Below are 19,759 nucleotides of genomic sequence, written 5' to 3'. Positions count from 1 at the left end.
AGCCTACGCCCGAGCCGCGAAGGCTATGAACGCGGCAAACGCGTCCGGGCACACGTCGAGGGTGGGGCCCTCGGGGGCCTTGGAGTCCCGGATGTGGACGGTGGCGGGGCGGCTGGGGGCCACGGCGACCTCAACGCACTCGCCGCCGCTCGCGTCGCTGTAGCTGCTCTTGAACCACTTCAGATCGCTCATAGCTCATCCCTCAACTGTTTGATCAGCTTTGTCGATTCCTCCGGCCGGAGGGCCTGGCGCCCGATCATGGCATAGCGGCGCGCCAGCACTCCGACTTCTTCTGGTCGCGATACCAGAGTGCTATGCCCGTTGCCTTCTAGGTAGGCCAGGGTCGTCTGTTCCGGAGTCTCGATCACGGTCATGGGGCCGTAGAGCCCCGCATGCTCGCCCTGGCTCATCGGCATCACCTGGAGTACGACGTTGGGCCGCTGAGCGCACTCGATGAGGTGCTCGTACTGGCGCCGCATGACGTCCAGGCCGCCGAGCCGCCGCCGCAGCGCGGCCTCCTCATGGATGACGCTGATGCAGCACACCGGTTTGCGGTCGAGGAGCGCCCGGCGCTCCATCCGTGCCTTCGCCAGCGCCTCTGCGACAGGCCGCGGGCCGTGCGCAGGAGGCGCAGTACCTCCGCCAAGTACTGCTGCGCCGGGCTCAGGCCGGCCTTCTTCTTCGGCTGCGCCATTGCAGCCCCCCTCAACGTGGTTCAACGGTCGGTCAACGGTCCACGTGCAACCACTACCGAGCGTAGCCACCGCCACTGACAGTGGACCCATGAACGCAGAAAGTCACCCCTGGCGGCAGCGGTTCACTTCCGTCCCCCAGTCCGTGGGCAGGGCCCGGCGGGCCGTACGGACCGCGCTGCTCGCGCACGGCGTCGCGCCGGACACGGCCGACACCGTCGTTCTCGTCGTGTCCGAACTCGCCGCGAACGCGGTCCGGCACGGCCGCGTACCCGGGCGGCTCTTCGAGGTCCGCATCGGGCTGGACGGCGAGAAGGAGATCACCGTGGAGGTGGCGGACGCGGGCGACGCCCGGCCCGCGCTCCGGGGGCCCACCGAGGACGCGGAGACCGGCCGCGGGCTCGTGCTCGTCGCGGCGCTGGCCGTCGCCTGGGGCGTGCGGGACCGGCAGATCGGCAAGACGGTGTGGGCGCGGATCGGCCGCTAACGCCGGCCGACGTCGGAACCGGGCGCGTCGATGACGTACACCCGGACCGTCCGGCCGCACGTCGGGTCCACCGTCTCGCGGTCCAGCCGCATACCGAGCTTGCGCATGATCCGTTCGGAGGCGTCGTTGCCGCGCTGCGCGATGCTGATGATCCGCTCCAGGCCCCGTTCGCGGAACCCGTAGTCCAGCGCGGCGCGTGCTGCCTCCGTGGCGATGCCCCGGCCCCAGTACGGCCGGCCCAGCCGCCAGCCGATCTCCACGGCGGGCAGCACCTCCGGCAGGAAGTGCGGCACGGACAGTCCGACGAAGCCCGCCAGCTCGCGGGAGTCGCGCAGCTCCACCGCGAACAGGCCGAAGCCCTCGATGTCCCACTCCTGTTCCCAGGAGGAGATCCCGGAGGCGGTCTGCGTCAGGCTGCGGGTCGCGCCGCTCCCGATCCAGCGCATCACTTCGGGGTCGGCGTTCACGGCCGCCATCGGCTGAAGGTCTCCGGGGAGCCAGCGGCGTAACGTGAGCCGCTGCGTGTGCAAAGTGATCACGCTTCATCCTGCCAAATCCGGCTACCGCGCCACCGCGCGGGAAGCTGTTTCCCGCCCACCACCTACCCCTGCCATGCGTCGTCCATCGCGGTCCGGTCCGTTCCGGCGCGTGTGGCACGCTGAGGCGCGTACCGGTGACACGTACCGGACATGCGTGAGGAAAGGTGAGGCGGAGTGCGGCGACCCCGATGGCGGAGCGCGGGCCGTGCCCTGCTGCGAGTGATCGCGGTCTGGGCGGTCTCGACCGTCGCCATGCTCGTGCTGGCCGGTGCGCTGCCCGATTTCCGGCTGCAGTCGGCGGACGGCGACAGCGCCACTCGGACCGCGGTGACCGCGGCGCTCGGCGCCGGCGCCTTCGGCCTGCTCGGCGCGCTGGTGTGGCCGCTGCTCGTACGCGCCCTGCTGCTCGTGCCCGCGCTCGTACTCGGCCTGCTGGTCTTCGCGCTCAACGGCTCGCTGCTGCTGGTCGCGCTCTGGCTGATCCCCGACGGGCGCGGCGCGGCCTCCCCGGAGACGGCCGTGGTGGTCGCCGCCGTGATGTCGGCGGTCTCCTCCGCCACCGGTGCGGCGCTCGCGGTGGGGGACGACGACGCGTATCGAAGGCGGCTGGCCCGGCTGGCCCTCCGGCGGCGCGCCTCGGTGGTGCAGGACCCGGCGGGCGCCCCGCCCGGCACGGTCTTCCTCCAGCTCGACGGGGTCGGGCACGACGTGCTCGTGGACGCGCTCGCGGGCCCCGACCCGCTCATGCCCACGGTCGCGGGCTGGGCCGGTGCGACCCACACGCTCACCCCCTGGCGCACCGACTGGTCCAGCCAGACCGGCGCCAGCCAGCTCGGCATCCTGCACGGCACCAACCACGACCTGCCCGCCTTCCGTTGGTACGAGAAGGAGACCGGCGAGGTCATCGTCAGCAACCGGCCGACCAGCGCCGCCGAGCTGCAGCGCCGCGCGATGGCCAGGACCGGCAGCGGCGGGCTGCTGGCCGTGGACGGCGCGAGCCGCGGCAACCTCTTCAGTGGCGGTGCGGAGCAGCTCGCGCTGGTGCTCTCGGTGGCCGCCCGCCGGGGCCGGTACAACCGCTCCCGGGCGGGCTACTTCGCGTACTTCTCCGACCCGGCGAACGCCACCCGCACCGCCGCCTCCTTCGTGGTCGAGGTGTGCCGGGAGATCGGGCAGTCGCTGCGGGCGCGCTTCCGGGAGGACGGGCCGCGGGTCAAGCGCGGCGGCCTCTACCCCTTCGTACGGGCCTTCGCGACGGTCGTCGAGCGGGATGTGGTGGTCGCCGCGGTGATCGGCGACATGCTCGTGGGGCGGACCGCGATCTACGCCGACCTGGTCGCGTACGACGAGGTCGCGCACCACTCCGGGCCGGAGAGCCGGGACGCGCGGCTGGTGCTGCGGCGGCTGGACCGGTCGCTCGCGCTGATCGCCAAGATCGCCCCGCACGCGCCGCGCCCGTACCGGATCGTGCTCCTCTCCGATCACGGGCAGAGCCCGGGCGAGACGTTCGCCGGGCGGTACGGGCTGACGCTGGAGGACCTGGTGCGGGCCGGCTGCGGGCTGCCGGTGTCGCGGCGGGCGCGCCGCTCCAGCCCCACCGGCGCCGAGGCCCGGAACACCGCGCGCGCCGCGCTGCGCCGCCCCGAGGAGGAGCCGGAGGAGACCACCCGGCGCGCCCGCCGGGCCGCCGAGCCGATCGTGCTGGCCTCCGGGAACCTCGGCCTGGTGTCCCTGCCCTCGATACCGGGCCGGGCGACCCGCGAGCAGATCGACCGCCGCAATCCGGCGCTGCTGAGCACGCTTGCCGAGCATCCGGGCATCGGCTTCCTGCTCGTACGGTCCGAGGAGCACGGCGCGGTCGTGCTCGGGCCGCGCGGGGGCGCGCACCACCTCGATACCGGTCGGGTCGTCGGCGAGGACCCGCTGGCGCCGTTCGGGCCGGGCGCGGCGGACGCGGTACGCCGTACCGACGGCTTCCCGCACGTCGCCGACATCATGATCAATTCCTCGTGCGACCCGGAGACGGGCGAGGTGCACGCCTTCGAGGAGCAGATCGGCTCGCACGGTGGCCTCGGCGGCCGGCAGTCCCACCCGTTCCTGCTCTGGCCCGAAGACCTCACGCCACCGGCGGCCGAGGGCACGGAACTGGTCGGCGCCGAGCGGATACACCAGGTGTTCCGGCGGTGGCTGGGGGAGGGCGGCGGACCGGGCGTACCGGTGGGCCCCGAGCCCCGCCCCAGTACGGAGGAAGCATCGACCGCCGCCGCGCCCCGACCCAGTACGGACGAAATCCGGCCGGGGGGTGTCGGGCCCGAAGCTTTTTCGTCCGGTGACGGCGCCACGCAGGACAAACGGCGCTGATTTGGAGGCGGCCTCCGGGGTCGCGGACCATGGTGGGGCGCCCGCAGCCACCCGGCCGGGCGCGGCGCGTGCCGGTGACCCCGGTACGCACGGAGCCCGGCGACCTCGGGCGCAGCGCACAAGAGAGAGCCACCACCCGCCATGCACGACCGGCACACCCGCCGCTTCGGTCTGGGGACCGCCACCGCCCTGGTGATGGGCAACATCATCGGCGGCGGGATCTTCCTGCTCCCCGCCTCGGTCGCCCCCTACGGCACCGTCAGCCTCGTCGCCTTCGGCGTCCTGACCGTGGGCGCCCTCGCGCTCGCGCTGGTCTTCGGGCGGCTCGCCCAGCGCCATCCGGACACCGGAGGGCCGTACGTCTACGCGCGCGAGGCGTTCGGCGACTTCGCCGGCTTCCTCTCCGCCTGGTCGTACTGGACCATGACCTGGGTCAGCAACGCGGCGCTCGCCGTGGCCGCCGTCGGCTACGTCCACGTGCTCTTCCCCGGCCACGCCTCCAAGGGCATGGACCTGGCCGTCGCGCTGATCGCCCTCTGGCTCCCGGCGATCTCGAACTTCGCCGGCACCCGCTACGTCGGCGCCGTGCAGCTGGTCTCCACGGTCCTCAAGTTCCTGCCGCTCCTCTTCATCGCGATCGCGGGCCTCTTCTTCTTCGACCCGCACAACCTCGGCTCCTTCCACGCGGGCAGCGGCAGCTCGCTCGGCGGTCTCTCGGCCGCCGCCGCGATCCTGCTGTACAGCTACGTCGGCGTGGAGTCCGCCGCGATGAGCGCGGGCGAGGTGCGCGACCCGCAGCGCAACGTCGGCCGGGCCACGGTCCTCGGCGTCATCGGCGCGGCCGTCGTCTACCTCCTCGGCACCGTCTCGGTCTTCGGCACCGTCCCGCACGACCAGCTGGTGAAGTCCCAGGCCCCGTTCTCCGACGCGATGAACGCGATGTTCGGCGGCACCTGGGGCGGCACGCTGATCGCCGCGGCCGCCGTCATCTCGATCGTCGGCGCGCTGAACGGCTGGACGCTGATGAGCGCGCAGTCCCCGTACGCCGCCGCCCAGGACGGCCTGTTCCCGGCCGCGTTCCAGAAGAAGCGGCGCGGCGTGCCGACCGTCGGCGTACTGGCCTCGACGATCCTGGCCACGGCCCTCACCGTGATCAACTACGTCTCCGGCGCCGGCGGCGTCTTCGAGATCCTGGTCCTGATCACGACGTTCTCGGCCACCGTGCCGTACCTGCTGGCCGCCGGCGCGCAGGTGTACTTCCTGCTCACCGGGCGCCGCGACGAGGTGCGCCCCGGCCGCTTCGCCCGCGACCTGGTCCTCGCGCTGGCCGCCTTCGGCTTCACCTTCTGGCTGGTGGCGGGCGCCGGATACGCGGCGATCTACCAGGGCGTCCTGTTCCTCTTCGCGGGCATCCTGGTGTACGCGTGGATGCGGGCGCGGCGGACGGTACGCGAGCGGGAGTCGGCGGAGGGCCTCCAGGCGGCCGAGGGCCCCGCGGCGGCCGGGGAGACGTCAGAGGGGATACTGCAGCCCTGACAGCATCCCGTCGCCAGGAGAGTTGAGCGCACCATGCCCCGTCGTAGCCTCGCCACCGCCCCGATCCTCGTCCTCAACGGCCCGAACCTGAACCTCCTCGGCCAGCGGCAGCCGGAGATCTACGGCTCCGACACCCTCGCCGACGTCGAGGCGCTGTGCGCCAAGGCGGCGGCCGTACACGGCGGCACGGTCGACTGCAGGCAGTCGAACCACGAGGGGCAGCTCGTCGACTGGATCCACGAGGCCCGGCTCAGCCACGCGGGCATCGTGATCAACCCGGCCGCGTACTCCCACACCTCCGTCGCGATCCTCGACGCGCTCAACGCCTGCGACGGGATGCCGGTCCTGGAGGTGCACATCTCCAACATCCACCACCGCGAGGAGTTCCGGCACCACTCCTACGTCTCGCACCGCGCCGACGGCGTCATCGCGGGCTGCGGCGTCCAGGGCTACGCGTTCGCGATCGACCGCGTGGCCACGCTGGTGGCCGCCGCGCACCAGTAACCCCCGCGGCGCGCCCGTCCGCACATTGGCGCGAAAGCGGGTTCGGCGTGCGAGGCTGGGGGAAATGCTGGAATCCAGCTCCGTAGGCGATGGCTGAGAGGCGGCGACATGGACAGTCAGGTGGATCCGCTCACCGACAAGGAGCTCGAGGACCGGCTGGCGGAGCTGCCCGGCTGGACGGTCGCCGACGACAAGCTGACCCGTACGTACAGCTTCGACAGCCACCTCCCGGCGGCCGCGATGGTCATCCACGTGGCCCAGATCCAGGAGGAGCTGGGCCACCACTCCGAACAGACGCTGGGCTACAACAAGCTGACCATCGCGGTGAACACGCACAGCGCCGGCGGCCGCGTCACCGAGAAGGACTTCGCCCTCGCACGGCGGATCGAAGACGTCGCAGCGGGCCACGGGGCCCGCTGACCCGCCCCCGCCCGGCGCGCGGCCCCGCCGCCCGCGTCAGCTCCGCGTTGAACTGCGCGCCGGTCAGCAGGGACAGGTGGGAGAACCACAGCCAGATCAGGAAGACCACCGGGCCCGCGAGCGACCCGTACAGCCGGTTGAAGGTGCCGACGTACGACGCGTACAGCGCGAAGCCCGCCGAGGAGACCAGCCACAGCAGGACCGCGAGGACACCGCCGGGCACCCCGCGCCGCACCCCGCGCGAGGCCGGCGGCCCCGAGCGGAACAGCACCAGTACCAGCACGGTCACCAGGCACAGCAGCAGCGGCCACTTGACCACGCTCCAGGTCACCTCGGCGGCCCGGCCCAGCCCCACGGCGCGCCCCATCGCGCGCGCCAGCGGCCCGCTGGCCAGCAGGGCCACCGCGCTGCCGATGAGTGAGGCGAGCAGCACCAGAGCCGTACCGAGGATGCGCGGCGCCTTGCGCCACGGCGGCCGGTCGTCCTTGACCCGGTGCATGGCGTGCAGCGCCCGCCGGAACACCGCGAGATAGCTGCACGAGGACCACACCGCGCTGACCGTCGCGCCGCCCACCACCAGCCAGGCGGCGGTGCGCTGGTGGGACATGGAGATCAGCGCGTGGTGCAGCGTGCCGCTGGACTGCGCCGGGGCGAGCGCGCTGATGTGCGCGATCAGCTGCCCGGTGGCGGGCGGGTCCGCCAGCCCGATCAGCGACACCGTGACGATCATGGCGGGCAGCAGCGCCAGCACCGAGTAGTACGTCAGGCTGGCCGCCCAGTCCGTCAGGTCGTCGCGCCACACGGACAGCGGCGTACGGCACAGCGCGGTCCGCCACTGCCGCCAGTCCGGCAGCGAGCGCACGACATCCTGTACCGCTCCCCGCACCGGCCCGGCCCGCTCCGGTGTCTGCTGTCCCGGTACCCGGCGCTCATCGCCGACCTCCATCGTGCTGGTCTTCCTTTCCGTACGGACCGTTCCGCTTGCGGCCCGCGCCCCATCCTGCCCCGTTCCGCGGCCTCTTCCGTACCGGCCCCTTGTCCACCGTGCCCGGCGAATGATCGGAAAACGGGAAAACCATCGCGCTTTGCGCGTGCCGTACCGGGACATCGGGACCGGAGCGTGCCCCAATGGGTACCGGGGCAGTGATGCCTGGCACGCATGTTCCGCGGTGCCGACCGAGAGGAGCGGACGGGTGCCCGAACCCGGCGATGCCCTCCTGGCCGTACGGGCCGGAGAGGGGGACGAGGGGGCGTTCGAGGTGCTCGTACGACGGCACGGCCCGCCGCTGCTGCGCCTGGCGACCCGGCTCCTGGGCAGCAGGACGGACGCGGAGGACGCGGTGCAGGACGCATTCGTCAACGCCTGGCGCCGCATCCCGGAATTCCGCGGCGATGCTTCCTTCTCGACCTGGATGTACCGCATCGTCACCAACCGCTGCCTGAACATCCTGCGGGCCCGCCGCCCCACCCAGGACCTCGGCTCGGTCCCCGAACCGCCCGCGCCCGAACACGCCTCGTCACCGGTCCGCGCGGCCGAGTCGCAGGCGGCGGTGCGCGCCCTGACCGACGCCATGCAGGGGCTCACCCCCGAACAGCGCGCCTGCTGGGTCCTGCGCGAACTGCAGGGGCTGCCCTACGACGAGATCGCCGAGATCGTCGGCAGCACGCACCAGGCGGTGCGCGCCAGGGTTTTCCGGGCACGCCGCTATCTGACGGAGGCGATGAGCTCATGGCGGTAGGAGACGCGTACGAGGGCGAGGATCCGGCACTGCCCTGCGGCCGCACGCTCTCGGAGGTCTGGGAGGCCGCGGAGGAGACGCCGGACGACCCGCACACCGCCGGCTGCCCGCACTGCCAGGAAGCGGTGGCGGAGCTCGGAGTACTGGACGACTACGTACGCCGGGCCCGGGGCGGCGACGCGGACGAGGCGGCCGAGGCGGCGGACGCGGCGGCCGCCGAACGGATCACGGCGCGGGTGATGGACCTGGTCAGGACCGACCTGCGGCCCGGCCGCACGCTGCCGCTGGGCGAGCCGGCGGACGACGCCTGGATCACCGAGGCGGCGGCCGCGAAAGCGTTCCGCGCGGCGGCCGAGGCGCTGCCCGCGGTGTTCGCGGGCAGCTGCAAGGTCACCCTGCAGGCGCCCGACGGGCCGGCGACGGTGAACATGGAGGTCGCGGCGGGCCTGGAGTGGCCGCTGCCGGAACTGGCGGAGCGGATCCGGGAACGGGTGCTCGCGGCGGCGGACGAGGTGGTCGGCATGTCCGTCTCCGCGGTCGACGTCACGGTAGTGGACCTCATCGACGCGGACGCGGGGGAGGAGCCGGCATGAGCGGCGCACATGGGGCCGAGGGCCCCGGCATGAGCGGTGCACATGGGGCCGAGGGTCCCGGCAGGACGGAACGCGAGCTGCGAGCACTGCTGCAGCGGACCGCGGCCGAGGCCGCCCGGGCCACGTCGGGGGTCGCATACCTCCGCCCCGGCCTCGGCGACCTGGTCCGCGGCGCGGTCCCGCTGCTCGCCCCCACCAACGGGCCGCGCGTCACGGGCGTACGCGCGGAACCGGGCGACGCACCGGGCCTGTGGCGACTACGGATCCACCTCGCCGTCCGCCGCGGCCATCGCGCGCTGGACGTGGTCCGCGCGGTACGCACGGACGTGACGGCCGCGGTCCAGCGAGCGTTCGCCCCGGAGGGCCCGGACCAGCACGGCATCGCGACGCTCACCGTCACGGTGACGGTGACGGACTTGGCGTGAACGGCGCATTGCAACGGAGACCACGGAGGCCACGGAGGCTCGCCCCATGAGCGATAGGCAACCACATCCGCACGCGCACTCCGGCCCTCACTCCCACTCCGATGGGCATGGACACGACACCACCCACCCCGACTGGGGAGACCTGGCTCCGGTGCTGGAGCGCGAGGCCGAACTCGCCACGCCCCTGTACGAACAGGTCACCGACTGGCTGCGCACGCTGCTCGGCGGGGCCGAGGAACGGGCCGCGGGGGAGGCGTCCGTACGCCGCGTCTGGGACGTCGGCTCCGGCCCCGGCGTCGTCACCTGCCTGCTGGCGCAGGCCTTCCCGCACGCCGAGGTGGTGGCGGTGGACCCGACGCCGGCACTGCTGGCCCGCGCCCGGGACCGCGCCGCCCGTCTCGGCCTCGGCGACCGGGTCGTCACCCACGAAGCGGAACTGCCCACCGGCATCACGGAGTTGGGCACGGCCGACCTCATCTGGACCAGCAAGGTGCTGCACCACGTCGGCGACCAGCGGGCCGCGGTGGCCCTGCTGGCCGGACGGCTGCGGCCCGGCGGTGTGCTCGCGGTGGCCGAGGGCGGGCTGCCCGACCGGGTACTGCCGCGCGACATCGGTATCGGCAGGCCCGGGCTGCAGGCCAGGCTGGACGCGGCGCAGGAGGAGTGGTTCGCGCGGATGCGGGCCGCGCTGCCGGGGTACCGGGAGACCGTCGAGGACTGGCCCGCGCTGCTGGCGGACGCGGGCCTCGCCGACACCGGCAGCCGCAGCTTCCTGCTCGACCTGCCGGCACCGCTGGACGGCGCCGCGCGCGACCACGTCGCGGCCCGGCTCTCCCGCGCCGCCGAACAGTACGGCGACCTACTGGACGACGCGGACCGCGCGACACTCGCCCGCCTCGCCGACCCGGAGGACGAGGCAGCCATCGCCCACCGCCCCGACGCCTTCCTCCTCACGGCCCGCACGGTCCACGCGGGACGCGCGGAGTGACGTACAGGACCAAGACCACGTGACGTTGCGTCAGTCGCCGGATTCGTCGCGAGACCCGTCCGCGCACACGAGAAAGCTGCGCGCCAGTATCCCGTTCCCCGATTCATCCAGCTTCGCTTCGTCGGCGGGGGAGAGGGAGAAGTCGGGGGCGACGGTGGGACAGGGCGAGAAGGGCCCGCCGTCCGGAGTGGGCGTGGAACCCACGGGCGTGGAGTCCATGGGAAACCATCCGAACTCCGGCTCAGGCGACACCGTCCCGCCCCCGCCATTGAGCCACAACGTCATTCCACCCCCACCAATCACCAACACGCCCCACACACCGATCAGCCACCGCTTCCCCCGCCCCGACATCGTGCCCCCTGGTTCCCCGACTCTGACTGCCGCCGATCGTACGACAGTTCGGACGGAGGAGGCGTGCAACCGAGTTGGCGCACACTGGCGGCGTACGCGCCGGGGTCGCTGCCGCTCGCGTGTCCTGTGGCGCGCGCCTTGGACTGCCGAGGTGGATCTCCGCTGCGCAGGACGCGGCCGCTGTCGTCATGTCGAACGGCCACGACAAGCAACGAGCGTTGTTACTACTGGACATGGCGGCGGGGCACCTGTCATCAGGGCGCCTCGACGGTGCGTTCACACTGGCCACACCGCCGCGGATGGTGCGCGAGTTCGACGATCGGCTGTACGGCGTGTACCGGTAGGCGCGAGAGGAGAGACCGGCCGTGAAATTGGGAATCACAGGGCATCGCGGGCTGTCGGACCTGGTCGAAAGACTGATCCGTGAGCGGCTTGCCGCCGAAGTACAGCAGGCACACATGGCGGGTAGTGAAATCCTCGTCGGCCTGGTTGATCGGCTCGTGGCCGTGTGGGATGGCAAACCGGCGCGCGATTACGGAGGGACGGCGGACGTCGTGGGGTACGCCCGGCGCATGGGCGTACCGGTCGACGTGGTGTGGCCTGCCGGCGCCTCGCGCGACTGAGGACGCAGAAAGCGCCCCGTCCCGGATCTTGCCGGGGCGGGGCGCTGCTGCTTGGAGGCGAACTGCCATGCGGACAGGAGATCAGGTCAAGGCGGCAATTGAGGGGAGTGGTCGTTGCGCCCGTTCGAGCTGTCCCACGGCTGCTCGCGGTCGGCAGCCGTCGTCGCTCCGGTCAGGGAACGATCACGTTGAAGGGCTGGTCGGCGTAGGCGCCCTTCACTCCTGTGTATACGCCGAGCTTCTGCGGGTCCTTTCCACAGACCCCCGACGGCCCCGAAGCGACCCGGATGTCGGCATTCCACTTGGCGCCGGGGCCGGTGGTTGCCACGGGGATGCTCTTCGCGAAGTCAACGTCCGGCGCGACCTTCAGGCAGTAACGTCCCGGGTTGACCTTTTCGACGCTCACGACCCCCTTGGATCTCCTGACCGTCCCGTCAGCGTTGACCACTGCGCCGGCCTGTGCGTAAGGCGCGTGAACCTTGGGCGCGTCGTCGGCATCGGCCGCTGTGGTGCCACCCACGATGGCGGCGAGCCCGGCGCTCGTCGCCCCCAGGAGCAGCAGAAACTTCTTTGTGCGCATGTAGCGTCCTTCACAACGAAGTTGACCGGTCACTCCAAGTGAGCGACCGGATTCATTGTGTGGCAGCTGGGCTTCTTGGGTGATCACCCCTGGGGGTGATGCTCAACGACGCGGAGTAACTAGTGCGGCGATAGTCAACTACCCATGTGCGTGGGGCATTTGGGTTCCGCTGAATGTGTGAGTTGCGAACGGAAAAGCGTATCTGCATCCCTGGGGGCGAACCCTGTTCCCTTCAGCCCGGCTCGTACCCGCCCCTTCCCGGAGGCCCATCTCGGAGGCTCACTCCATGCTGCGCACCGTGTCTCGTAGGCGTCGGGCCTCGGCGATCCGCTTTTCGTAGGTGGCCCCGAGGAGCAGTAGGAGCAGGCCGGCGGCGGCCAGCGGGACCCAGCGGGGGACGAGGCCGAGCACCTGGACTGCGGTGGGGGCGAGTTCGTGCAGCCCGACCAGTACGAGTACGGCGCCACCGAGGATGAGCGGTGCCTGCAGGCGTGCGCGTACCCCGATGACGGTGAGGAGCAGGGCGGTCGCGCCCAGGAGCAGCGGGCGTACCCAGTTCTCGTCGGTCCACGTGGCGGCGAGGCTGGGGAGCATCGTTGCGCCCAGCCCCGCCCCGTAGGCGGGCCAGGAGCCGGTCCCCGGGGTGCGCGTGCGGCGGCGGTGGCCGATGACCAGTGCGGCTGCCGTGACCGGGAGCGTGTACGCCTCGGGGGCGGTGATGTCCGCCAGCGCGAGGCGCACCCAGGAGGACGCGATGAGCAGGGCAGTTCCGGCGAGTGCGGCGCGGCGGCGGTCCGGGCGCAGCGCGATGGCCAGGCCCGCGACCCCGCTCACGGCGAGGGCGAGGCTCAGCGCGCCGGCGTGGGGGACGGTCAGGGCGAGGGCGGTTGCCGCAAGGGCATAGCCCGTACTCTCGACGGCCGTGGAGACCTGATCGCGCCCGGGGCTGCGGTGCCAGGCCGCCGCGGCACCGGCGGAGGCCAGGGCCACCGCGAGTACCGCGAACGCGGTGACGTGCCTGGGCAGGCCGGCGGTGGCGCCGGACGCGACCGCCTCGACCCCCAGGGCGAGGACGGCGAAGGCACCCGCGACACGCGCCGTCGCGCGCACGGTGGGCCGGGCGGTCGGCGCGGAAAGAACGTGGGCGAGGACGCCGGCCGACGCGGCGAAGGTCCCCCATACCGCGAGCACGGCGGCCCGGTCGGCCGACGACCACAGCAGGGCGAGCGTGCCGGTGGCAGCCATCACCAGAATCCGCGGTACGAGTGCGGCCTCCGGCCGGCGCACGACGTCCACCACCACGGCCATGGACGCCACGGTCGCGGCCGCCAGCACCCACCCGTACGGCAGCCCCAGCGCCACCGGCACCAGGAGCAGCGCGGGGACGGCAGCCAGTGCCTGGGCGTTGTGCAGGGCGCGCGCCAGCCGGTCCGTGTGCCGGTCGCCGACGGCACGGGCACGCAGTACGGCCATGGCGGCCAGGACGGCGGCGCACAACCAGAGCACGACCAGCGGCGCGGGCGCGAGCTGCCAGCTCCACGGTGCCGGGTGACCGTCGTACCAGAGCGCCACGCCGTGGGCGGCGGGGAGGAGCAGGGCGTGTACAAGTTCCGGCAGCACCGCAACGCCGGTCAGCAGCAGGGCAGTTGAGGCGGCGAACAGCTCTCCCACCGCAGCCGCGGCTCCGGGCGGCGCTGCGAACGGCCGCCCACCTCCGGCAGGCCGCCCACCTCCGGCCGATCCCTCACCTCCGGCCGGTTCCCCACCTCCGGCCGGTCCCTCACCTTCGGCCGGCTTCGCCCACCGGCCGCTCCGTGCGCAGGACGCCGCCGACCACACCGCGATGAGCGCCGCCGGTGCCGCGTATCCGGCCGCGGCCCACCCCGAGGGCATCAGGCACCGCAAGCCGGCGCCGATGGCCACGATCAACGCCACGACGGCCACACCCTCGGCGCCGGAGCGCAGCGCGAACGGCAGCGCGCGGAAGCCGCGGCACAGCGCCGTACCCAGCAGCGCCAGCAGACCCAGCGGCACCCAGGCCCGCATCACCTCGGCCGACGATGGGGCAACCATCGCGCACACCACCGCGAGCGCCCCGCCCAGCAGCGCCCATCCGCCGCCGACGGCACGGGCCCCCGTGGCCAGGATGGTGGCAGCCCGTTCGCCGCCCAGCCGGTCGCGGAATCCGGTATGCCCGGCGGCGGCGCGCGCCGTGAGTACGTACAGGGCCGCGAAGTCCACCGCGGCCGTGACGATCATCGCGGTCGCGTAGTCCTCGGCCGTTCCGCCCAACGCGGCGGCGGTCAGGGGGCCGGGCAGCAGTGCCATCAAGAACCCCGCGGGCAGCGGGAGCCGGAGCCGCTGCCACCAGCCGTAGCCCGCCGCGCCCACCGCCGTCAGCGCGGTGAGCACCGCCCAGTAGCCCGCCGTGCCGACGCGGTCCAGACCGGCGAGCCCGGCCTGCCGGGCCGCGTAGCCGTCAAGGAGTACCAGGGCGAGGCCCACCGCGGCCGACGCCTCGGCGGTGGCCATGAGCTGCCGCCGCCGCAGCGGACGGGGCAGTGCCAGCGCGCACGCGGTCAGCGCGAGCAGTACGGCGGCCCGCCCGCCGATGCCCAGCCGTCCCCAGCTCACCACGGTGAACACCAGCGCGGCCACGACGACCAGCACGCCACCGACGATCAGCAACGCGGTACGGGCGGACGGCGCGGAGATCTCTCGCCCCGATCCGCCCGTACCGCCGCCGCCCCCGCCGACGGGCGCGATCGCCGGCATTCCCGCGGATGCGGCCACCGGCGTTCGCGCAGGCGCGTCCCGGCGCGCCCGCAAGGCGGCCAGCAACTCGCCGTGCCGCCGCACCAGCCACTGCCTGCGTGCGTCCAGCGCGCTCAACTCATCTGTGACCTGCCACAACGCGAAGGCGTCCGGCCCGGTCAGGGGCAGTCGGCAACGGGTGCACCGGGCGGGCGGAGGTGACCCCAGAGGCGTTCCGCAGTCCGGGCACCCCGGTGATTCCATCTGCATGGCGCGAGTATGCGCAGCCCTGCCGACCACGGGCCTGAGTACGCGTACTCAACACGCCCCAGGTGCTCGTCGAGGTGTGCGTCGCGCGTCATGCTGCCCAGTGCGGCACCGAACGTGCTCCTACACCGCATCCGCTTTCGGGTTGACATTCTTCGCGAGGAGTTCGTTCATTTCCCCGTACGCCATCGACGCCTTGCTGTTGCTCTCGTCGTGGAAACGCATCAGGTAGTGGTACATCACGCCCACACATTTGTCGCGGCTCCGGTACTCCGCGTTCCCGGTGAGCTGCATGTCCTCGGAGATCTCCTTGATCGTTCCGTCGGGCATGGTGTAGAGCGGATGCCACACGAGGGTCACGGCGGGATTGAGCCGCTGGATCATGCGCAGTTGGGGGATCTCCTGCGCGATCAGGACGCTGTCGGGGTTGTAGGCCCGCAGGAACACGTGGACGGGGCCTGTCGCGCGCTCGACGAACGCGGTGGAGAGGACATTCCACAGGGGCGCCTGGAGCTTCCAGTTGGCGTGCAGCTCCAGCTGGTCCATGATCTTGCCGAGTCGGCTGAACTCCAGTGAGGTGTGGCCCTTTCCATGGGCGTAGACGCTCACGTCGAAGCCGCCCGACCAGAGTGCCAGGGTGGGAGTGGTGATCTTCAGATGGTCGCCCACGAGGTTGACGAGCTCCCGGTACCAGGTGTTCGAAGCCCGGAGCTTGCGCCGCTCCGCGGAGTCGATCGACTCGTCCGCTGACTGCCGGTTCAGCTTCTCCTGCTCGGCGACCCCGCCCAGCAGAAGCTGCCAGGCGCTCTCGGTCACGTCTGCCGGAAAGCCGCCCTCCTTCATCATCTTCTGGAATACGGGCCACTCGGGGTGATCCTGCGCCTTGGCCGCGTAGTGCTCGGTGGGTGCGTTGGCCGACGGTTTGCGGCGTTGCACTGTGTCGGTGCGCGCGGGCTCCGCGGCGCCCGCCACCGCCCGCTGGGCCGTCTGCTCGGCGGCCGGGGCGCTCCCGGACGTGACCCGCCGGGCGTTCTCCTCGGCGGCGACCTCATACCGGTCCGACGGGTCGGAGACCTTCAGCCCGTTGCCGTTGTCCGTACCCGAGACGGGGCCCTGCCGCTGCTGGACGACATGCGTGAGTTCATGGGCGAGCGTGTGACGGTCGCCGCCGCCCTCACCGAGCACGACGTGGCTGCCGGAGGTGTAGGCGCGGGCCCCGATCTCCTGCGCCGACTTCTTCGCGGCCGCGTCGTTGTGAATGCGGACGTCGCTGAAGTCGGTGCCGCCGAACCGCTCCTGCATGTCGTGGAGTTCCGGCCCTGGCAGGGGTCGGCCGGGACGGCTCAGCACGTCGTGCGCCGCCATCCGGCGCTGCGGGGGCGCCTCTTCCGGCGCGGCCATCCGGCGCTGCACCTGATCCTCCTCCACCGGGGCTTTCACCGGGGCCTCCGCCGGGGCTTTCGCCGGGGCCTCGTGATGACCGCAGGACGCCCCGTCCCCGTGAACGTGCCGCTGTACCTCCAGCAGATGGGCGACCGTGGCGTTACCGACCGAACGCTGCAGCGCCATGACGGACGCCGGGGAGTGTCCGCCCGGCAGCTGCCCGGCGAAAGCGGTCGCCGTCCGGGAGGCCTCGGCGGGCGGCAGCACGGCGGGCCTGCGCAGCTCGCTTCCCTGCCGCTGTGCAGCGCTCGCATCCTGCTTCCGCTCCCGCACGTACTCACTCCTCCGGTACTGCACGCCGCAAGCCTGTTGCCCGGCCCGTCGGTTCCCTGTCTAGACGGCATCGGCAGCGCGTGACAAGAGGCGTAAGGGCATGCGGCACGTCCTTGCGGGTACACCACGCGGCTCCCCCGGGCAGCCGCGAGCGTGCGGCTCCAGCGCGCCGGCCACTGGAGCCAGGGACACGACGGCGCCGGACACGACGGCGCCGCCGCTCGCCCGAAGGCGAACGGCGGCGCAGTAGCGGAAAACCCGCGAACCGCTCAGGCGGATTCGGGCTCAGGCCACGTCGAACGTGGCCGGGTCCGGGCCCAGGCGCTTGTCGGCGTTCAGGCCGGCGATCGTCTTCAGGTCGTCGGCGTCCAGCTCGAAGCCGAAGACGTCGAAGTTCTCCTTGATCCGGGACGGGGTCGCGGACTTGGGGATGACGACGTTGCCGAGCTGGAGATGCCAGCGCAGTACGACCTGGGCGGGGGTCTTGCCGTGCTTCTCGGCGATCGTGCCGATCGTGGCGTTCTCCAGGAGGCCCTTGCCCTGGCCCAGCGGCGACCACGCCTCGGTGGCGATGCCGTGCTCGGCGTGGAAGGCGCGGGTCTCGGCCTGCTGGAGCTCGGGGTGCAGCTCGATCTGGTTGACCGCGGGGACGACCGAGGTCTCGTTCAGCAGCCGCTGGAGGTGCGGCGGCTGGAAGTTGGAGACGCCGATGGCCTTGGCGCGGCCGTCCGCCTGGATCTTCTCGAACGCCCTGTAGGTGTCGACGTAGGTGTCACGGGCCGGCAGCGGCCAGTGGATCAGGTACAGGTCGACGTAGTCCAGGCCCAGCTTGGCGAGCGAAGCGTCGAACGCGCGCAGGGTGGAGTCGTAACCCTGCTCGGTGTTCCACAGCTTCGTCGTCACGAACAGCTCGTCACGGGCGATGCCGGATGCGGCGAGGGCCTTCCCCGTGCCCTCCTCGTTGCCGTAGATCGCGGCGGTGTCGATGCTGCGGTATCCGGCCTCCAGGGCGTGACCGACAGCGGTGAACGCCTCGTCGTCCGGGATCTGCCAGACACCGAAGCCGAGCTGCGGCATGGTGACGCCGTTGTTGAGGGTGATGTGGGGAACCTTGCTCACGAGCGAATCGGTCCTTTGGTCGGCGTACAGGTTCTAGAAGGCTCAACGATCATCCGTCGGCACGCATTCCCGCGCACGCCGACGGACTGAGCCGTCACCCGATCCGCCCCGGGGCCGCCGTTCGCGGCCATCCCGCTTACTCGTGCAGCCGTTCGAGGGGCGCCGAGTTACCGCTCGTACAGCGCCGCCACCTCGGCCTCGTACGCCGTCTCGATCGCCTTTCGCTTCAGCTTGAGCGACGGCGTCAGCAGGCCGTGCTCCTCGCTGAACTGGCTGGCCAGTATCCGGAACGTACGGATCGACTCGGCCTGCGAGACGAGCGTGTTCGCGGCGACCACGGCCCGCCGGATCTCGGTCTCCAGATCGGGGTCGCGCACCAGGTCGGTCGCCGGCAGGGACGGCTTGCCGCGCATCTGCAGCCAGTGCGTCACCGCCTCCGCGTCCAGCGTGACCAGCGCGGCGACGTACGGCCGGTCGTTGCCGATCACGATGCACTGGGCGACCAGCGGGTGCGCCCGCACCCGTTCCTCCAGCGGTACCGGCGAGATCGTCTTGCCGCCGGAGGTCACCAGGATCTCCTTCTTGCGGCCGATGATCGTGAGGTACCCGTCCTCGTCCAGCTGCCCGAGGTCGCCGGTGGCCAGCCAGCCGTCGTGCAGCACGGCGTCGGTGGCCTTGGGGTCGTTGAGGTAGCCCTGGAAGACCTGGCCGCCGTGCACCCACACCTCGTTGTCGTCCGCGATGTGCACGGTCGTACCGGGGATGGGCAGCCCGACCGTGCCGAACCGGGTCTGCTCGGGCGGGTTGGCGGTGGCCGCGGCGGTGGACTCCGTCAGGCCGTACCCCTCGTAGATCGTGACGCCCGCGCCCTCCCAGAAGAGGCCGAGCCGGCGCTCCATGGCCGAGCCGCCCGACATCGCGTGCCGGACCCGGCCGCCCATCGCCGCGCGGACCTTGCTGTAGACGAGCTTGTCGAACAGCTGGTGCTGCATGCGCAGGCCCGCGCCGGGCCCGGAACCGGTGCCGAACGCCTTGTGCTCCATCGCCTCGGCGTACCGCCGCGCCACGTCGACGGCCTTGTCGAACGGCCCGAGCTTGCCGTCCGCCTCGGCCTTCCGCCGCGCCGCCGCGAACACCTTTTCGAAGATGTAGGGCACCGCGAGGATGAAGCTCGGCTTGAAGGACTGCAGGTCGGGGAGGAGCGCGGTGGCCGAGAGGTTCGGCTGGTGGGCGAGCTTCACCCGGCCGCGGATCGCGGCGACCTGGACCATCCGCCCGAAGACGTGCGCCAGCGGCAGGAAGAGCAGGGTGGACGCCTCGTCGCCGGCCTTGGAGTGGAAGACCTGCTCGTACCGCTCGACGACGTTGTCGGCCTCGGCCATGAAGTTGGCGTGGCTGATCACGCAGCCCTTGGGGCGGCCGGTGGTGCCGGAGGTGTAGATGATCGTCGCGGGCGCGTCCGGGGTGACCGCCATCCGGTGCCGGTGCACGACGTCGTCCTCGATGTGCCGGCCGGCCTCGACCAGCTCGGCCACCGGGTCCGCGTCCAGCTGCCACAGCAGGCGCAGGTGCGGCAGCCGGTCGATGACCGACCCGATCGTCATGGCGTGGTCCTCGTGCTCGACCAGACAGGAGGAGACGGCCGAGTCGTGCAGCGTCCAGAAGACCTGCTCGGAGGAGGAGGTCGGGTACAGCGGTACCGACTGCGCGCCGACCGACCACAGGGCGAAGTCGAACAGCGTCCACTCGTAACGTGTCCGCGACATGATCCCGACCCGGTCGCCGAACCGCACGCCCTGGGCCAGCAGCCCCTTGGCGAGGGCCATGACCTCGTCGCGGAACTGGGCAGCGCTGACGTCCTGCCAGTGTCCCGCGTCGTCCTTACGGCAGAGCGCGACCCGGTCGGGGGCGGACTCCGCATTCTCGAAGACGGCGTCCGCCAGACCGCCGACCCGGGGCGCCGTCGCCAGTGGGGGGACGGTGTACTCGCGCAATGACCCGCTCCTCGTGGTGCTCCTGCAGCGCCGAGACCGTACCCCACGAGAGCGGCCGAACGGCAGTGACT

21 protein-coding genes are annotated in these 19,759 nt (G+C 72.1%); 11 read left to right on the top strand and 10 right to left on the bottom strand.

The features are described 5' to 3' along the window. Positions 1 to 3: 3 nt before the first annotated feature. Both ABT381_RS05700 and ABT381_RS05695 read right to left on the bottom strand, forming a co-directional pair. Positions 4 to 192, bottom strand: a complete 189-nt coding sequence (locus ABT381_RS05700; RefSeq protein ID WP_351588174.1) for a DUF397 domain-containing protein — start codon at positions 190 to 192, stop codon at positions 4 to 6. Then, positions 189 to 785: a DUF5753 domain-containing protein gene (locus ABT381_RS05695; protein ID WP_351588172.1), complete on the bottom strand. Its 597-nt coding sequence runs from the start codon at positions 783 to 785 to the stop codon at positions 189 to 191. Before ABT381_RS05695 ends, ABT381_RS05700 begins: the two co-directional genes overlap by 4 nt. Here ABT381_RS05695 and ABT381_RS05690 point away from each other — a divergent pair. Continuing rightward, positions 784 to 1,179: an ATP-binding protein gene (locus ABT381_RS05690; protein ID WP_351588169.1), complete on the top strand. Its 396-nt coding sequence runs from the start codon at positions 784 to 786 to the stop codon at positions 1,177 to 1,179. The two genes, ABT381_RS05695 and ABT381_RS05690, sit on opposite strands and share 2 nt — an antisense overlap. Here ABT381_RS05690 and ABT381_RS05685 read toward each other — a convergent pair. Next, positions 1,176 to 1,718, bottom strand: a complete 543-nt coding sequence (locus ABT381_RS05685; RefSeq protein ID WP_351588167.1) for a GNAT family N-acetyltransferase — start codon at positions 1,716 to 1,718, stop codon at positions 1,176 to 1,178. The two genes, ABT381_RS05690 and ABT381_RS05685, sit on opposite strands and share 4 nt — an antisense overlap. A gap of 174 nt (positions 1,719 to 1,892) precedes the next feature. Between ABT381_RS05685 and ABT381_RS05680 the strand changes: the two genes are divergently transcribed. From ABT381_RS05680 to ABT381_RS05665, 4 genes are all read left to right on the top strand, one after another. Then, positions 1,893 to 4,079: a phage holin family protein gene (locus ABT381_RS05680; protein WP_351588165.1), complete on the top strand. Its 2,187-nt coding sequence runs from the start codon at positions 1,893 to 1,895 to the stop codon at positions 4,077 to 4,079. Positions 4,080 to 4,220: 141 nt separating this feature from the next. Next, positions 4,221 to 5,615 (top strand): amino acid permease, encoded by a 1,395-nt coding sequence (locus ABT381_RS05675; RefSeq protein WP_351588163.1) that lies wholly within the window; start codon positions 4,221 to 4,223, stop codon positions 5,613 to 5,615. Positions 5,616 to 5,648: 33 nt separating this feature from the next. After that, the gene (gene aroQ / locus ABT381_RS05670; protein WP_351588161.1) at positions 5,649 to 6,119 is read left to right on the top strand and encodes a type II 3-dehydroquinate dehydratase; all 471 of its coding nucleotides are present in this window, start codon (positions 5,649 to 5,651) and stop codon (positions 6,117 to 6,119) included. A 108-nt stretch (positions 6,120 to 6,227) separates the two neighbouring features. Beyond that, the gene (locus ABT381_RS05665) at positions 6,228 to 6,539 is read left to right on the top strand and encodes a 4a-hydroxytetrahydrobiopterin dehydratase (RefSeq protein ID WP_351588159.1); all 312 of its coding nucleotides are present in this window, start codon (positions 6,228 to 6,230) and stop codon (positions 6,537 to 6,539) included. Here ABT381_RS05665 and ABT381_RS05660 read toward each other — a convergent pair. Continuing rightward, positions 6,472 to 7,485 carry a YihY/virulence factor BrkB family protein gene (locus ABT381_RS05660; protein WP_351588156.1) on the bottom strand — a complete coding sequence of 338 codons (1,014 nt, stop codon included), beginning with the start codon at positions 7,483 to 7,485 and terminating at the stop codon, positions 6,472 to 6,474. The genes ABT381_RS05665 and ABT381_RS05660 overlap by 68 nt on opposite strands. A 247-nt stretch (positions 7,486 to 7,732) precedes the next feature. On the opposite strand from ABT381_RS05660, the gene ABT381_RS05655 reads away from it, so the two are divergent. Genes ABT381_RS05655 through ABT381_RS05640 form a run of 4 tightly spaced genes read left to right on the top strand, consistent with a single transcriptional unit; the run spans position 7,733 to position 10,284 of the window. Next, positions 7,733 to 8,278 (top strand): RNA polymerase sigma factor, encoded by a 546-nt coding sequence (locus tag ABT381_RS05655; RefSeq protein WP_351588153.1) that lies wholly within the window; start codon positions 7,733 to 7,735, stop codon positions 8,276 to 8,278. Further along, positions 8,269 to 8,871: an Asp23/Gls24 family envelope stress response protein gene (locus ABT381_RS05650; RefSeq protein ID WP_351588150.1), complete on the top strand. Its 603-nt coding sequence runs from the start codon at positions 8,269 to 8,271 to the stop codon at positions 8,869 to 8,871. Before ABT381_RS05655 ends, ABT381_RS05650 begins: the two co-directional genes overlap by 10 nt. Next, complete coding sequence (locus ABT381_RS05645) at positions 8,868 to 9,296, top strand: hypothetical protein (RefSeq protein WP_351588147.1); 429 nt, start codon at positions 8,868 to 8,870, stop codon at positions 9,294 to 9,296. Before ABT381_RS05650 ends, ABT381_RS05645 begins: the two co-directional genes overlap by 4 nt. Positions 9,297 to 9,342: 46 nt before the next feature. After that, positions 9,343 to 10,284, top strand: coding sequence for a class I SAM-dependent methyltransferase (locus ABT381_RS05640; protein WP_351588144.1), 942 nt, complete (start codon positions 9,343 to 9,345; stop codon positions 10,282 to 10,284). A gap of 30 nt (positions 10,285 to 10,314) precedes the next feature. On the opposite strand, the gene ABT381_RS05635 is transcribed toward ABT381_RS05640, so the two are convergent. Then, positions 10,315 to 10,503 carry a hypothetical protein gene (locus tag ABT381_RS05635; RefSeq protein WP_351588141.1) on the bottom strand — a complete coding sequence of 63 codons (189 nt, stop codon included), beginning with the start codon at positions 10,501 to 10,503 and terminating at the stop codon, positions 10,315 to 10,317. A 320-nt stretch (positions 10,504 to 10,823) separates the two neighbouring features. Between ABT381_RS05635 and ABT381_RS05630 the strand changes: the two genes are divergently transcribed. Beyond that, positions 10,824 to 10,979 (top strand): hypothetical protein, encoded by a 156-nt coding sequence (locus ABT381_RS05630; RefSeq protein ID WP_351588138.1) that lies wholly within the window; start codon positions 10,824 to 10,826, stop codon positions 10,977 to 10,979. A gap of 21 nt (positions 10,980 to 11,000) precedes the next feature. Further along, entirely contained in the window at positions 11,001 to 11,258 is a 258-nt protein-coding gene (locus ABT381_RS05625; protein WP_351588211.1) for a hypothetical protein, read from the top strand. 172 nt (positions 11,259 to 11,430) lie between these two features. Here the strand turns inward: ABT381_RS05625 and ABT381_RS05620 are convergent, their stop codons facing one another. The 5 genes from ABT381_RS05620 to ABT381_RS05600 form a co-directional block, all read right to left on the bottom strand. Beyond that, positions 11,431 to 11,838 (bottom strand): hypothetical protein, encoded by a 408-nt coding sequence (locus ABT381_RS05620; RefSeq protein ID WP_351588135.1) that lies wholly within the window; start codon positions 11,836 to 11,838, stop codon positions 11,431 to 11,433. Between the two features lie 279 nt (positions 11,839 to 12,117). Further along, a complete protein-coding gene (locus ABT381_RS05615; RefSeq protein WP_351588132.1) occupies positions 12,118 to 14,730 on the bottom strand; it encodes an SCO7613 C-terminal domain-containing membrane protein in 2,613 nt (870 codons plus the stop codon). A 252-nt stretch (positions 14,731 to 14,982) separates the two neighbouring features. Beyond that, entirely contained in the window at positions 14,983 to 16,575 is a 1,593-nt protein-coding gene (locus tag ABT381_RS05610; RefSeq protein ID WP_467754591.1) for an eCIS core domain-containing protein, read from the bottom strand. A 285-nt stretch (positions 16,576 to 16,860) separates the two neighbouring features. Continuing rightward, complete coding sequence (locus tag ABT381_RS05605) at positions 16,861 to 17,694, bottom strand: aldo/keto reductase (RefSeq protein ID WP_351588129.1); 834 nt, start codon at positions 17,692 to 17,694, stop codon at positions 16,861 to 16,863. A 167-nt stretch (positions 17,695 to 17,861) separates the two neighbouring features. Beyond that, on the bottom strand, positions 17,862 to 19,688 hold the full coding sequence (locus tag ABT381_RS05600; protein WP_351588126.1) for an AMP-dependent synthetase/ligase: 1,827 nt from the start codon (positions 19,686 to 19,688) through the stop codon (positions 17,862 to 17,864). Positions 19,689 to 19,759: the final 71 nt, after the last annotated feature.

Source organism: Streptomyces sp. NPDC000151, from assembly GCF_040301705.1.
Taxonomy (GTDB): domain Bacteria; phylum Actinomycetota; class Actinomycetes; order Streptomycetales; family Streptomycetaceae; genus Streptomyces.
Note: the sequence above shows the minus strand (reverse complement) of the source record. Positions and strands in the feature narration are given on the sequence as shown.